12 protein-coding genes and 1 pseudogene are annotated in these 13,327 nt (G+C 56.2%); 10 read left to right on the forward strand and 3 right to left on the reverse strand.

The window, feature by feature from the left end; genetic code table 11:
• The 7 genes and pseudogenes from AAFO90_RS22280 to AAFO90_RS22310 all read left to right on the forward strand — a co-directional run.
• A pseudogene (locus tag AAFO90_RS22280) lies at positions 1-94 on the forward strand (IS5/IS1182 family transposase); the annotation flags it as partial.
• A 245-nt stretch (positions 95-339) separates the two neighbouring features.
• Positions 340-678 (forward strand): DUF736 family protein, encoded by a 339-nt coding sequence (locus AAFO90_RS22285; protein ID WP_347510833.1) that lies wholly within the window; start codon positions 340-342, stop codon positions 676-678.
• Between the two features lie 198 nt (positions 679-876).
• Entirely contained in the window at positions 877-2,061 is a 1,185-nt protein-coding gene (gene repA, locus AAFO90_RS22290; RefSeq protein ID WP_347510834.1) for a plasmid partitioning protein RepA, read from the forward strand.
• 23 nt (positions 2,062-2,084) lie between these two features.
• Complete coding sequence (gene repB, locus AAFO90_RS22295; protein ID WP_347510835.1) at positions 2,085-3,032, forward strand: plasmid partitioning protein RepB; 948 nt, start codon at positions 2,085-2,087, stop codon at positions 3,030-3,032.
• A 250-nt stretch (positions 3,033-3,282) separates the two neighbouring features.
• The gene (gene repC, locus AAFO90_RS22300) at positions 3,283-4,566 is read left to right on the forward strand and encodes a plasmid replication protein RepC (protein WP_347510840.1); all 1,284 of its coding nucleotides are present in this window, start codon (positions 3,283-3,285) and stop codon (positions 4,564-4,566) included.
• 55 nt (positions 4,567-4,621) lie between these two features.
• Positions 4,622-4,879 carry a type II toxin-antitoxin system ParD family antitoxin gene (locus tag AAFO90_RS22305; protein WP_347510836.1) on the forward strand — a complete coding sequence of 86 codons (258 nt, stop codon included), beginning with the start codon at positions 4,622-4,624 and terminating at the stop codon, positions 4,877-4,879.
• Positions 4,876-5,211: a type II toxin-antitoxin system RelE/ParE family toxin gene (locus tag AAFO90_RS22310; RefSeq protein ID WP_347510837.1), complete on the forward strand. Its 336-nt coding sequence runs from the start codon at positions 4,876-4,878 to the stop codon at positions 5,209-5,211. Before AAFO90_RS22305 ends, AAFO90_RS22310 begins: the two co-directional genes overlap by 4 nt.
• Positions 5,212-5,217: 6 nt before the next feature.
• Here AAFO90_RS22310 and AAFO90_RS22315 read toward each other — a convergent pair whose 3' ends face one another.
• A complete protein-coding gene (locus tag AAFO90_RS22315; protein ID WP_347510838.1) occupies positions 5,218-6,333 on the reverse strand; it encodes a tyrosine-type recombinase/integrase in 1,116 nt (371 codons plus the stop codon).
• 233 nt (positions 6,334-6,566) lie between these two features.
• Here AAFO90_RS22315 and AAFO90_RS22320 point away from each other — a divergent pair, with 233 nt between their 5' ends.
• Complete coding sequence (locus tag AAFO90_RS22320) at positions 6,567-7,976, forward strand: NADH-quinone oxidoreductase subunit M (protein ID WP_347510839.1); 1,410 nt, start codon at positions 6,567-6,569, stop codon at positions 7,974-7,976.
• Complete coding sequence (locus AAFO90_RS22325; protein WP_009827228.1) at positions 7,976-9,340, forward strand: NADH-quinone oxidoreductase subunit N; 1,365 nt, start codon at positions 7,976-7,978, stop codon at positions 9,338-9,340. The genes AAFO90_RS22320 and AAFO90_RS22325 overlap by 1 nt, the downstream gene beginning before the upstream one ends.
• A 119-nt stretch (positions 9,341-9,459) precedes the next feature.
• Here AAFO90_RS22325 and AAFO90_RS22330 read toward each other — a convergent pair whose 3' ends face one another.
• Positions 9,460-10,101 carry a TorF family putative porin gene (locus tag AAFO90_RS22330; protein ID WP_037954961.1) on the reverse strand — a complete coding sequence of 214 codons (642 nt, stop codon included), beginning with the start codon at positions 10,099-10,101 and terminating at the stop codon, positions 9,460-9,462.
• Positions 10,102-10,817: 716 nt separating this feature from the next.
• Here AAFO90_RS22330 and AAFO90_RS22335 point away from each other — a divergent pair.
• Positions 10,818-12,143 (forward strand): amino acid permease, encoded by a 1,326-nt coding sequence (locus tag AAFO90_RS22335; protein WP_009827230.1) that lies wholly within the window; start codon positions 10,818-10,820, stop codon positions 12,141-12,143.
• A 73-nt stretch (positions 12,144-12,216) separates the two neighbouring features.
• On the opposite strand, the gene AAFO90_RS22340 is transcribed toward AAFO90_RS22335, so the two are convergent.
• Positions 12,217-12,933 (reverse strand): ion channel, encoded by a 717-nt coding sequence (locus AAFO90_RS22340; protein WP_161487394.1) that lies wholly within the window; start codon positions 12,931-12,933, stop codon positions 12,217-12,219.
• Positions 12,934-13,327 lie beyond the last annotated feature (394 nt).

Below are 13,327 nucleotides of genomic sequence, written 5' to 3' on the forward strand. Positions count from 1 at the left end.
ATCGAAGGATTGGGAAAAATCCATCGCCAGCGCGGCAGCTTGGGTCACAATCGCACACATCCGCCGCGTCACGCGGATGCTCGCAAGACAATGAATTCACTCGAAAAGTTTTGAATCAGACTCTGAGTTGCAAGTCATGCTGGTCGCAGCTGTCGTCCCGTCCACAAAGGTTGTCGCCGATCTTTTTCCCCTGCCCCACCAAAGAACAGGGGTGGGCCATTCCTCGCGATGCAAAAAGACCGGCGCCTGCCCCTCTCCGCTCCGCTTCGCCATCGGTGTGGCCGGGCCTTGACCAGCTGCAAGGTGACCATCATTGCAACGCAAACAAGGAGAAGAGCAATGACCACGAACTGCATCAAATTCACCAGCGACGACATCGAAACCGCAAAAGGTATCGGCTCCATATCGACCCTGACCTTCGACCTCGACATCACGGTCGAACCCGTCGCGAGCACGAACCCGATGGCCCCCACGCACCGCGTCCTCGGCCGCTCCCCGCGCGGCAAGCTGGTCGAGTGCGGCGGTATCTGGAAGAAACAGAACAAGGAGACCGGCGCCGACTACTACACGCTCACCATCCGCGACCACGGCTTCAACGCAAACCTCGGCAAGGCCGCCAACCAGGACGATCTGTCCCTGCAGGCCGTCATCCCCTGGGGTCCCAAAGACGCCACCTGAAACCAAAGTTGGCGGGGGCTTGCCTCCGCCAATTCGTTTACAGCTGTAAAATCGACCTAGATCGCGGTCGTGGATATAGTCTCTTCGTGCGTTGATAGACACTAAATAGAGGAAAAATCTTGACTTAGTCGCGTGAATCACTGCTTTTATCCCCAAGTGGCGCGAAAAAGGCCACATTTTCGAAATTGGGGCAACCAGATGATTCCTGTGACACCATTGGCAAGTGAGCGCCCTTCGGCTCTTGCAACGGAGATTTCAGAACGACTCAACGCTGCCATCAGGGAACATCTGCTCTCTGCTTTTGCCCCAGACAACACTAAGACGCTACGCTCTTTTTCGGCACCTGAGGCCGCTGAGCTTTTGGGAGTATCCGGACAGTTCATGCGAAAGGTTCACGCTGAGGGTACAATCCCTGAACCTGACGATATCCGGGGTGGCCGGCGCTACTATACAGCCCAAGAGATATGGGACGCGCGCGAAGTTCTAGAGAAAACCTCTCGGAAGAAAGGCCGTTATCTGCCTCGCCGCTCGGGAGATGAGCAGTTGCAAATTTGGCAGCTGATGAATTTCAAAGGTGGTTCTAGTAAGAGCACGACGAGCGTCCACCTCGCTCACTACTTTGCTCTTCGAGGATATCGGGTCTTGGTTGTTGATCTGGATCCTCAGGGATCTCTCACATCAATGTGCGGGATCAGCCCTGAAATCGAGTTCGATGGACTGACTGTCTATGATGCGATCCGCTACGACGAGCCGGTGAACATGGCTGATGTCGTCGTTCCAACATACTTTCCAGGGCTCTCGATTGCGCCGTCCCGCTTGATGCTGTCTGAGTTTGAGACTGAGTCGGCCGTTCATTCGAACCCAGACCAACCATTCTTTACTCGTATCCGAAATGCTTTGGCACAGGTAGAAGATGATTTTGATCTGGTGTTGATGGACAGCCCGCCACAGCTTGGTTTCTTGACCATTGCCGGGATGGCTGCCGCTAGTTCTTTGATTGTCCCTCTAACGCCATCGATGTTGGACGTTTCGTCAACTGCTCAGTTTCTTGAGCTAGCCGGAGCGTATATGGGTGTGATTGAGGATGCTGGCGCAACTCTCCAATATGATCACTTCAAATTTTTGATCACGCGAGACGAACCGACGGACGTTCCCTCTCAGCAGCTAACGTCTTTCATGCGGGCTTTGTTTCAAGACCGTGTCATGTCGGCAACCGCCTTGAAGAGCACAGCGATCAGTGACGCGACCATGCTAAAGCAGTCGATTTATGAGGTGGTCCGTTCCGAAATGACACGGGCCACATATGACCGTGCAAAGGGTTCCATGGATGCTGTGGGACATGAGGTCGAAACGATGATCCAACAATCGTGGGGGCGTAAGTAATGGCTAGGAAATCACTTCGCGATATGTCCGGAATTGCAAATACGATCGCTCGTTCTGGCGGCGCGCCGTCAGAGAGGTCGTCGAAGACCAGTGCTCCGGCTTTGGGCGCCCTTCAAGGTTCTCTAGCATCTATCCGAGAACTTGATCCCAATAAAATCGACGATTGGGGGCCAGTAGATCGCCTTGAAGAGTTTACAGCTGTAAACGTCGAAGACGATGACGAGAGCTTCGAAGGACTAAAGAACAGCATCCGAGAAGGTGGTCAGCAAGTGCCCATTCTCGTTCGGCGTTCAAAGGCGACTGAAGGGCGTTTCGAGGCTATTTACGGGCGGCGGCGCTTAAAGGCCTGCCGCGAAATCGGGATCAAGGTTCGCGCGAACGTTCAAGATATCGACGATGCTACGGCTTTGCTGGCGAAAGGGCTGGAAAATGCCGCGCGCCGGAACCTCTCTTTTTACGAGAAGGCGCGGTTCGCCGTGGCCATCCAGACAGCGGGCCACGACGCGGCAACTGTTCGGCAGGTTCTCAATCTCTCTGCGTCGGGTCATTCGCACCTTACAAAGGTAACACAGAACGTCCCGGTCAAGATCGGCGACCTGATTGGCGCGGCACCAAAGTCCGGGCGTCCAAAATGGACGGAGCTGGCTGAATTATTTCTCTCAAAGAAGCTAACTGAACGCGTAGCGCTCGATATCTTGGCCAGAAACAGCGCCTCATCGGGTTCGGATGATCGCCTCGAATTTCTCATTAGGGAAGCGACTAAGCGCGGCGCGAAGACGTCGAGCGGGGTTAGAGAGATAACGCCGTTGGAAGGCGTGACTATCAAAGTTGGCCGCGGAACATTGTCATTGTCAGTCAAGAAGTCTGGCGCGAACGCTGAGTTTGCAACCTGGCTTGAGAGCAATCTCGCAGAGATAATCAAAAAATCCTATGCCGAATTTACAGATGTAAATTTGGTGGATGACAACTGAGGACGAGCAGAAAGGAGGAACGGCAAACAAAGAAAACCCCCGAAACCGGAGCTTCGAGGGCTGCTGCGCAGAGCGCAATTCTTAGATTAGACACCTGGAATCTAGCAGCCAACGAATCACCACACAAGAGAAAACGCTTCTGAGCGAACGGGATTTCTTTGTCGCTGGCATAAAGATGGAAAAAATTAGTGATGCTCCACAGGGAGCGGCTGAGACAGTCATGTCTCAGAACAAGAGAGTTATGTCTAACATAAGCCATCCGTCAGGGTGGCGAAAAGCAACGGCCGGGCTGGCTACGGCTGAGCAGCTTGCCCAAGCCGGTGAACGGGTAGCAGTACCCAAAACGCGGGCCTTCGTCGCCGTGAAGCGGGTGGGGGCCTACATTGGCCTCAAGGCAGGAGACATGATGCTCCTCGACACGCTCGGGGCCTTTACTCAGGCTCAAGACTGGGAGGAAGGGCAGCGTCCGATCGTCTGGGCGTCGAACGCCTATCTGACGGAGCAGACCGGGTTCTCGCTCTCCGCGCTCAAGCGCCATGCACGGCGGCTTGCTGAGATCGGCGTGATTTCCTTCCAGGATAGCCCCAATGGCAAGCGGTGGGGCCGCAGGAACGCAGATGGGCGTATCGTTGAGGCCTACGGCTTCGATCTGTCGCCGCTTTCGGCGCGTGTCGATGAGTTCGAGGGACTTCATGCCGAGTTGCAGGCCGAGCGCGAGCTCTGCCAGCGCCTGAAGCGTCAGATCACTGTAGCACGCCGGATGATCCGAGCCCGGATCGAGGCGGCTATCAGCAACGCGCTGCGCGGGCCCTGGAGCCAATTCACGGGGCTCTTTGAGGAGCTTTTGGACCGTCTTCCGCGCCGTCAGGAAGCCTCCGAGCAGCTTGTACGTTTGCTCACCTGGTTCAAGGAACTCCAGGAACGGGTGGAGGCGGCCTATCTCAAAGCGACTGGCACGGCGAAGCTTGTGGAAAACACTGGTAATATTGATGCCCAAGTCATGGAGAAGACTCAAGAAATGAACCCCAGGGAGGCCATTTACGAACCTCACATACTAAATACAAATCAACTTAATCCTGTAATTAGTAATTCCTCTGAAAAAGAGGAAACGGCGGGTGTGGTGCACAATGCTCTACCCGAAGAGCAGGTTGATAGGGATCTGAAAGACTGGGTTGCCGAGGTGCGCAACAAGCGGATGGCGATCGATCTGCCGACCATCATGCAAGCCTGTCCGGAATTCGCGTCCTGGGCCCGCAATATGGGTGGTTTCCTTAAGGATTGGGGCGATCTGCACCGGGTTGCCGGCCAGCTCAGGCCAATGATCGGTATCTCTGAGCATGCCTGGAACGTGGCGCAGGATCAAATGGGCACTCAGGTGGCCACGGCCGCGTTTGCGCTCGTTTTCGAGAAACACAGCGCAGGCGAGGTTGCCTCACCCGGCGGATATCTGCGGGGTATGCTCGAGAAAGACGGGGCAGGGGAGCTGCATCTCGAGCGCAGCTTTTATGGTAGGCTCAGTGGGCAGGCGGCATGACGTATTGATCAATAAGTGGCGTTGGCATATATTGCCAATAAAGGAGGCCTGACCCATGGTGACACGCAACGTTGTCCTGACTGAAACCCAAGACCATCTGGTTCAAGCACTAGTGGCGTCCGGGCGCTACCAGAATGTGAGTGAAGCAATGCGCGCTGGCCTGAGGCTTCTCGAGCAGGAAGAGGCGCAGATCACGAGCATCCGTCAAGGGCTTCTCGAAGGTCTGGCGCACGCCAAGGCGGGTGATCTTGCTGAGGGCAGCGGCAAAGATGCGATCCGTAGGGCCTTTGCGGCTGCGCACGCGCGTTCATGAGCCGATCCTTCCGGCTGACCCGTCGTGCGGAAGCCAGCCTCACTGAAATCGCCAGATGGACGGTCGAAACTTTCGGGCTGCGCCAAGCAGAGCTTTACGAGGCCGAATTGCTCAACCGCTGTGAAAGTATTCTGAATGGCCAAGCCCATAGTCGGAGTTGCGCAGTTCTCGTTGATGATGTCGCAGATCTGCGGTTCATAAGGGCAGGAGAGCATTTCCTGGTCTTTCTGGATCGATCGGACGAGGTCATCATCGTGGATATAATCCATTCCCGCAGCGATCTCCCTCGCCATGTTGCCTCACTTTCGGCTTTGAAGTCCGAGGACTCCTGATCCACGTCACAACCCGGCGGCCTTGGTCAGGTTCACCCGGAACCGATCACGGCGGCGTTGGTAACGGCGGGTCATCTCGGCGGAAGCATGGCCGAGATGCTTCTGAACATAGCGCTCATCCACCTCAGCCGAGGACGCGATACCTGCGCGCAAGCTGTGGCCAGAGAACAGCGCCAGTCGATCTTTCTCGGGCAGCTCTGATCGGATGCCCGCGTCCAGGACCGTACGCTTGATCAGGCGGGCGACATGCTTGTCGTTCAGTCGCGTTTCCGTGGCGCGTTTGCCATCGCGCGAGGTGCCGACGAAGACTGGACCGAAGTCGATCTTTGCGAAGTGCTGCCATTGTTCCAACGCGTGCACGGGGCAGGTCTGCTCCTTGGAGCCACGGCCTATCTCCACCTCGCGCCAGCCCGTCTTGGCATTGAGAGTGAGCAGGGCACCCTTGTCGAAGATCTCGATCCAACCGCCAGAGTCCGGCGTGTCGTCCTTATGGACGTCAAGGCTGACGATTTCCGAGCGGCGCAGACCCCCGGCATAGCCATTCAGCAGGATCGCCCGATCCCGCAGCCCGCGCAGGTCGTAGGGCAGGGTGGCGACCATCGCGAGGATGTCCTCAGCCAGGATCGCTGCCTTCTGTACCGGGGGACGCGCATGCTTGCGCTTGATCCCCGCAAGAACCGTCGCGATGTGGCGGTTCTTGCGGTCGAGGGAAAAGCCGCGCTGTCCGTAGTTCCAGGCGAGACCCGACAGGCGGCGCTCAATGGTACTGACCGACAGGGGGCGGGACGCCGGCTGCGCAGGGGAGGGGCCCGACCCGGAGGCCAGATCCGCCAGATAAAGCCCGATCATATCTGGCGAAGGCGGCAGAGGCTCGGTGCCCTTCATCCGGCACCAGCGTGCAAAATGCGCCCAATCTTTCGCGTAGGCCTTCAGCGTGTTGTCGGAGGCGGCGGCACGCGCATAGTCGCGGGCGGTGTCCACCAGGCGATCGAGCGAGCCGGAGCCAGCCACATACGCGGGCAGGGCGATCCCATCGCTTCTGTCTTGACCTCTCTCGTCGCGTTGAGCATCATCAAACTTACCAGAGTGCGATGACATCGAATTCTTGTTGTCTGAGTCCATTCATTCCCCGAAAATACGTTAATTTTGAGACTGTGCCGCAGCCTATCTCATATTGTCCGATAATGTAAACTTATTGGACGTAATGGAGAACGACAAGATGGGGCGCTTAGGGCGCTATTTTGTGGCCAAAAGCGCCGCAACGCGGTAGGAATTACGCATGACATTTGCCAATGCCCGACCTCTCGCAGACCTCGACATGCTAATGCGAATTCCCGACTGGGTCACCTCTAAGCATGGTGAAACCTCTGAAGATGTGGCGTTTTTGTCAGGTGCCGCATTGTCACATCTGCACGGGTATCGTATTCATGCTCACGCTTGTGATCTGGTCGCGCGGCACTATTGCGGGCGGTTTCGCCCAGATTGAGGGACTCGCGTGGATACCGGCCATTGGTGCCGCTTATCGGTTGGGACTGGACGGGTTGAGCCTGCCGTTGGTGTTGCTCACGTCGTTGCTGTTCTTTTTGTCAGCGATCTACTCGGCGCGGATCAGCGATCGTGCGCCAAGCTATGTTGTGTTGATGCTTATGCTCGAAACGGCCGCACTTGGCACGTTTATGGCGCTTGACGGACTGCTGTTTTATGTTTTTTTCGAGGTCTCGCTGGTAGGCATGTATTTCATGATCGCCGGATGGGGATATGAAGACCGACAGCGCGCCGCGCTGATGTTCTTTATCTATACGTTGCTGGGGTCGTTGCCGCTGTTGCTCGCGATTATCGGGTTGTATCTGAGCAGTGGCACCTTCGACATGCGCGTCTGGATCGACATGCCACCTCTGACAGGCATTGCGGCGATGCTTGCGCTGATTGCGATGCTGTTTACCTTCGCAGTCAAGATACCGGCCTTTCCGGTGCACACTTGGCTACCTGCCGCACATGTTCAGGCACCCACGGCGGGCAGCGTGATCCTGGCCGGTGTGATGCTGAAATTCGGCACTTACGGACTGGTACGCTTTGCTTTGCAAATGACGCCTGAGGCATTTGCGCAAGCCGGTCAGGTAATCCTAGCGGTGGGGGTGGTCAGCGCGCTGTACGGGGCCTTCGCCGCACTGGCACAGTCTGATCTGAAAAAAATGATTGCCTACACGTCGATTAACCACATGGGCTATGTCGTGATGGGTGTGGCGGTGGCCGCGCTTACCGTTGATTTGCGTATCCGCACAATTGCATTGGACGGTGCGACTTTGCAGATGGTCAGCCACGGTCTGGTGACAGGCGCGTTGTTCTTTTTGCTGGGCATGTTGCAGGACCGCGCCCACAGCCGCGATATGAGTGAATTTGGTGGTCTGCTGGGCCGTGTGCCGTGGTTGGGCTGGTCGTTCATCCTGATGGCGTTCGCTTCACTTGGTTTGCCGGGGTTGGCGCATTTCCCTGCAGAGTTTCAGGTGTTTCTGGCGACCCTGAATACCGCTCCATGGGCGATCATAGCTATCCTTGCCATCGTGGTAACCGCAGGCCTGTATCTGCGCGCCATCGCCGCCGTGTTCCTTGGCTCCGAGAACGAGAAATGGCTGGAAATGCGCGATCTAGACCGCAGGGAGAAGCTGGTGATTGTGCCTCTTTTGATTCTGACGGTGCTGGTCGGTGTGGCCCCCGGCTGGTTGATCGATATGATCCACACAACTATGGCAAGCCTGAGCTTCTGATGGGGCGCGAACTTTCTTTTCTGATCCCTGAGCTTTTGCTGGCATCTGTGGCCATGTTGATGATCGTGGCCGAGATGGCGCGCGCGGCGCGGCTGGTTCTGGTCCTCGGGCTGGCGGGGCTGACGGCGGCAACGCTGCTGACATTGCCGGTCCTGCACGCCGACACAACCGTGTTCAGCGGCACTTACCGGATCGACCTGATTTCGGGCTGGGCCAAGCTGATCCTGCTGCCTGGCACAGCGTTGGCGCTGTTGATGGCGCGCGCCGAAATCGCCGGACAGGAGCGCGAGGGCAGCGTCTATGCGCTGATCTGCCTTGTTACTCTTGGGGCGCTGACGCTGTCCGGTGGCGGCGACACAATGCTGCTTGTATTGGGTGTGGTACTGACGGGCTTAGGCTCTTTTGCGCTGGTGGCTTTCCCGCGCGATGATGCGGCGACAGAGGCCGCGATGAAATATCTTGTTTTCGGGGCTGTCACCGGATCCGTGATGATCTACGGGCTGAGCTTTTGGTTCGGGGGCGTGGGATCGACGCTGTTCTCGGACCTCGCGGCGCTGGAGGACAAGCCGCTGATCGCCATTGCGGGCCTGGTCGCAGTGATCATCGGCCTCGGCTACAAAGCTGGGCTTGTGCCGTTTCACTTCTGGGCACCTGACGCCTATGACGGGGCGCCGGTTTCCATTGCCGCCTACCTGTCGGTTATCACCAAGCTCGCGGCAATCTTTGCCTTTGCGCAGGTGCTGCGCGACATGCCCGTCGGCAGCGCTTGGCCACTGGTGATCGCAATGATCGCAGCGATCACAATGACCTATGGCTATCTGACAGCGTTGGTACAGACCAATCTGGTGCGGCTGATCGCTTATTCTTCGATCGCCCAATCTGGGTATTTCTTGCTCGGCATTGTGGCACTCGGCGCCAGCCCACTTGCGGTCCCGGGGATTATCATCATGGGTGCCGCATATGTCGCAATGAACCTGGGTGCTTTTGCCATTGTGATGATAGCTGGACGCACCCTTGTCGACATGCGCGGTTTTGGCCGCAATCGACCAATTATGGGGCTGTCGATGGTGATATTCCTTCTGTCGCTCACCGGCATCCCGCCGCTGTTTGGATTTGTCGGCAAAGTCTATCTGTTCACCTCTGCAGTTGAGGCAGGGTTCCTTTGGCTTGCGGTGATCGGCATCCTGAATTCCGTGCTGGCGCTTGGTGTTTATCTGCGCATCGTGGTGCCGATGTATCAGACCGCAAGCTCAAAAACCGGCATGGACACCCCGTCACCACACGCCCTGCTTGTTGTCGTGGCGACGGTCACTGTCCTGATTACCCTGTCTATGGGGGCATTTGCGGGGCTGTTGCCCAGTTGATCGCAAACCTTCAATGTGGTTCATGCATAACCGACATGGATCATCAAATTTTGACAGCGCAACGCAAAGCGCCGCGTCCAGCAAAAGCCGGATACGGCGCTTTGTCCGTCTTGGAAAACTTAGCGCAGGCTGAATTCGGTGGTCAGCGATACAATCAACAATCCGTCACTGATACTGGTGTCATGCCATGACGCGTCAATGCCAAAGTTATCGGAGATCGCATAGCTGCCACCGACACTCCAGTAGTCGTGTCCCCCATTGCTGATCGTGCCGTAGTTGGCTGAAGCACCAAATTTGTCATCGAATGCGTAGTCGATCGAGACGCTTGAATTAACGTAATCCGCAACGGGGTCATGCGCAAACCGAAGGCCGACATCCAGCGGATCCAGTACGGAGTACCCCAATGACAGGATGACCTCTCCGCAGCAGTCATTGCTCGGGTTGCGATAATAGTATCGGGTATATCCCAGATCGTAGTTGAACTTGCCGACTTCATTGCGATAGCCCAGATAGAGGTCCACCTCAACAGAACTGCCAACAATTGATCTGGCAGTGTTTGACGCCCAGACGCCTGCATAAAAACCTTCGTACTCGGCCTCCGCCCAAGGCTGGAACGCCGCGCCGGTAGTCTGTTCAATGCCGTTGAAAACATATCGGCTGGTGAGGGTTGCGCCTGCGGACAGACTTAATTCCTGAGCCATTGTCACGCCGGGTAAGCCCAGACCGATGACGACGGCGGAAGTCGCAAAAATAGATCGCATCATTTTTCCTTACTGGAAGATTTTCCTGCTGCACTGTAACGACGAAAATCCGCCCGCCGGAAGCAGGGCGCCCGCATTTTTGTAACACCTGATTCAATTTTGAACACCGTTACGGGTCGTTGCCCAAAATTGACGCGAAAAAAAACGGGCAACGATTATTCCACTGTAACGAAGTGGCGCTTATGGCGTCTGATATATGTACCCTTAGTGTCAGGAGGCCCAAATAGACCAGACAACAACCAAAACCGAACCATCTGAAGTTGAAACCGCCAAAGGCGGAGGATGCTGCGGTGGAAACAAGGCCAGCCAGGTTGCAGATGCCCCAGCGGCATCACAGGCATCCGTCAAAACACCTGCTGCAAAATCCGGTGGCTGCTGTTGTAGCTAGACCATCTCGGCGCCAGCATCAGGTAACGATGTCCGAAAAAACCAAAGCCGGTCCGTGCGCGGCAGATGTGCATCGTGATGCATATGTCGTGCACGGACCGGCATGATTTTTTTTGGTAGCTCTTGCTCTGGATCGCCCCAAATCCCTGAGACACAGTCCAGCTCAGACCTTCACTTCCCAGCTCACTTATCTATACTGTAAACAACGAGATATGCTTGGTGCGGACGCCCAATCCTTTGTTGAGCGACAAGCGCGATTACCGGATCGCGCCGCCGGATCGTCCGCCCATTGCAAAACCCGCAACAAATCGAAAATGAAGGCGTTCTAAATGGATCATCAACACGGCGGCGACACTGAAAATAAAGGCTCCATCAGCCTAAGCGGCGGGGTGGCGATGGGCACCGGCGTGATGATCGGAGCCGGTATTTTCGCGCTGACAGGTCAGATCGCGCAGCTGGCCGGACCGCTCTTTCCATTGGCGTTTGTCGTGGGCGGGATCATCACAAGTTTCAGTGCATACAGCTACGTAAAGATGTCGAATGCGTTTCCGTCTTCGGGTGGCATCGCGATGATCCTGCAAAAGGCATACGGACCGGGTGCAATTGCCGCAGCGGCGGCGCTGTTGATGGCGCTGTCAATGGTGATCTCCGAAAGCCTCGTTGCGCGAACCTTTGCGACTTATGTCTTGCGACCCTTCGACATAACTGGTGGTCCGCTGGTGCCGATCCTTGCCGTTGGGGTGATCCTTTTTGCCTTTCTCGTCAATATCGCCGGTAGCCGATCGGTTGGACTGCTCTCGCTGATTATGGCGGTGCTCAAGATTGGCGGTATCGCGTTGTTCGGCATAGCAGCACTTTGGGCAAGCGGGTTTCAATTCGCCGCGGCGAGCACGGCGTCTGGCGGATTTGATATCACCGGCTTTATAGCATCCGTGGCCCTTGCCATTCTGGCGTTCAAGGGGTTCACCACGATCACCAACAGCGGCGGCGAGATCATCAATCCGCACCGCAATGTTGGCCGCACGATCATTATCTCGATCACGATCTGTGTTGTTGTCTATCTGATTGTGGCCTTTGCGGTCGGATCAAGCCTGACGATAGACCAGATTATCGCGGCCAAAGACTATTCATTGGCTGAGGCCGCCGCACCCGCACTTGGCAACGCGGGGTTCTATTTTACCGTCGTGCTGGCGGCTGTTGCGACGGCGTCTGGTGTTCTTGCCAGTGTCTTTGCGGTGTCGCGGATGCTGGCCATGCTCACCGATATGAACATGATCCCGCACCGGCATTTCGGGATGTCGGGACCTATCCGCAGTCACACGCTGGTCTATACGGTGGTGATCGCCTCTATCCTTGCGGTGTTTTTTGATCTGACCCGGATCGCGTCATTGGGGGCTTTCTTTTATCTGATCATGGACATGATCGTCCATTGGGGCGTCTTGCGCTTCATGCGAAAAGAGGTTGAAGCGAAAGCATTTGTCATCGTCTTGGCCTTGTTGTTTGACGCTGTGGTGCTGGTGGCCTTTACAGCTATGAAGCTGCAATCCGATCCGCTCATTGTTGTGTACGCTGTGATTGCGATCACATCAGTCTTTGTGTTCCAACGGATTTATCTGTCGCGCTGGACTGCACCACGACCCAGCGAAGACCACTAAAACACTTCTCGAAAGTGCTATAGCCCTCCTGAAAAAGGCGCGTTCGGCTAGCAGGTGTCGGGTATGCCCTTTTTCATTTTTTCGGTTTGTCAGGCTCGGCGCAGGGGGGCCAATCCCAAAGCCGGTTCATCATCGCGAAAAGATATGCACCTGACCACGCGATCAGCAACAGTCCGGTCAAGGCCTCGACGCCCGTCAGAAGACGCAGGTGATCTGTCGGGAAAATATCGCCAAGACCAAGGGACGTATAGCTGACGACGGAAAAATAAAAATAATCCAGAACGGTATCAACGCTCTCACCGGAAAAGCCGCCGATGCTCAAAAGCTGGTGACCGACGCCAAACATGCCTGCAAAGACAACTATTCCGGCGAAATGCGCGAAAAACAGGATCAGTACGGCCATCATGACACGATTGAACGGCTCCAAAGGTATCTTTGCCATGCCAACCGATACCCACCGCATGACCGCAAGATGTATCCAACTACTCGAAACGATGGCGATAACTGCAAGAATTAGTGAAAAAAGCAAAGAGACGCTCCTGATTGGATGAACTTGCCAGTATCCAAAAGTAGCCGTATCAGGTCGGCTTCTTGCGCGCGCTGATCGCGGTGCCAAAGCTCTGAAGTCCGCCGTCACCACGAACAATCCCGCGCGGTTGCGCCGGGTGGATTTGACCTTGCATCTCTTGGCAGCGCTGGAGATCGGGAATCTGGGGTCGCTCACATCTGGGAACGGGCGCGAAAGGTTGATGGCACTTGCCGCGGTTGGTGTCGGCGTGACCCGTCCCATTGTGGGCGCTACCCTCATTCTGAGAGGAAACTATTGGGCGGTTCGGGGGTTACGCCGCGCCTTTCCGCAGCATGGTCGGGTGATTGAACGGATGCGTGCTCTGTCGAATGACCTCGACCAGCGGCTTCTGGGACGGCGGGAAACAGAACATCTGCCGGAACAGGAAGAACATAGAACGAGCAAGTCGAGAGCGTCAGAAAGCGCTCTACGAGCAGCCCGGCAGGCCATCTCCGAGCTTGGATCTGGGGCAGATCGTCAAGCGCTTCTGGCGCGGGCCGATGCAATTTGGAGGTGCTCAGATGCGGTCAAATCCTGAAGCACCGGGCCTGTGGATATACTGCAATTAAGGGTACAAAAATGCCCAAAATGACCCTGAATCCGCAGATTCTGATTA

Origin of the sequence: Phaeobacter sp. CAU 1743 (assembly GCF_039839315.1) — a bacterium.
Taxonomy (GTDB): Bacteria; Pseudomonadota; Alphaproteobacteria; order Rhodobacterales; family Rhodobacteraceae; genus Phycobacter; species Phycobacter gallaeciensis_A.

Bases quoted from the DNA above. Each gene is read 5' to 3' on its own strand.
- AAFO90_RS22310 (WP_347510837.1), top strand. From the start codon at position 4,876: ATGAGCCGATCCTTCCGGCTGACCCGTCGTGCGGAAGCCAGCCTCACT.
- AAFO90_RS22330 (WP_037954961.1), bottom strand. From the start codon at position 10,101: ATGCGATCTATTTTTGCGACTTCCGCCGTCGTCATCGGTCTGGGCTTA.
- AAFO90_RS22315 (WP_347510838.1), bottom strand. From the start codon at position 6,333: ATGGACTCAGACAACAAGAATTCGATGTCATCGCACTCTGGTAAGTTT.
- repA (WP_347510834.1), top strand. From the start codon at position 877: ATGATTCCTGTGACACCATTGGCAAGTGAGCGCCCTTCGGCTCTTGCA.
- AAFO90_RS22340 (WP_161487394.1), bottom strand. From the start codon at position 12,933: ATGGGACGGGTCACGCCGACACCAACCGCGGCAAGTGCCATCAACCTT.
- repB (WP_347510835.1), top strand. From the start codon at position 2,085: ATGTCCGGAATTGCAAATACGATCGCTCGTTCTGGCGGCGCGCCGTCA.
- AAFO90_RS22335 (WP_009827230.1), top strand. From the start codon at position 10,818: ATGGATCATCAACACGGCGGCGACACTGAAAATAAAGGCTCCATCAGC.
- AAFO90_RS22285 (WP_347510833.1), top strand. From the start codon at position 340: ATGACCACGAACTGCATCAAATTCACCAGCGACGACATCGAAACCGCA.
- AAFO90_RS22325 (WP_009827228.1), top strand. From the start codon at position 7,976: ATGGGGCGCGAACTTTCTTTTCTGATCCCTGAGCTTTTGCTGGCATCT.
- AAFO90_RS22305 (WP_347510836.1), top strand. From the start codon at position 4,622: ATGGTGACACGCAACGTTGTCCTGACTGAAACCCAAGACCATCTGGTT.
- AAFO90_RS22320 (WP_347510839.1), top strand. From the start codon at position 6,567: ATGGTGAAACCTCTGAAGATGTGGCGTTTTTGTCAGGTGCCGCATTGT.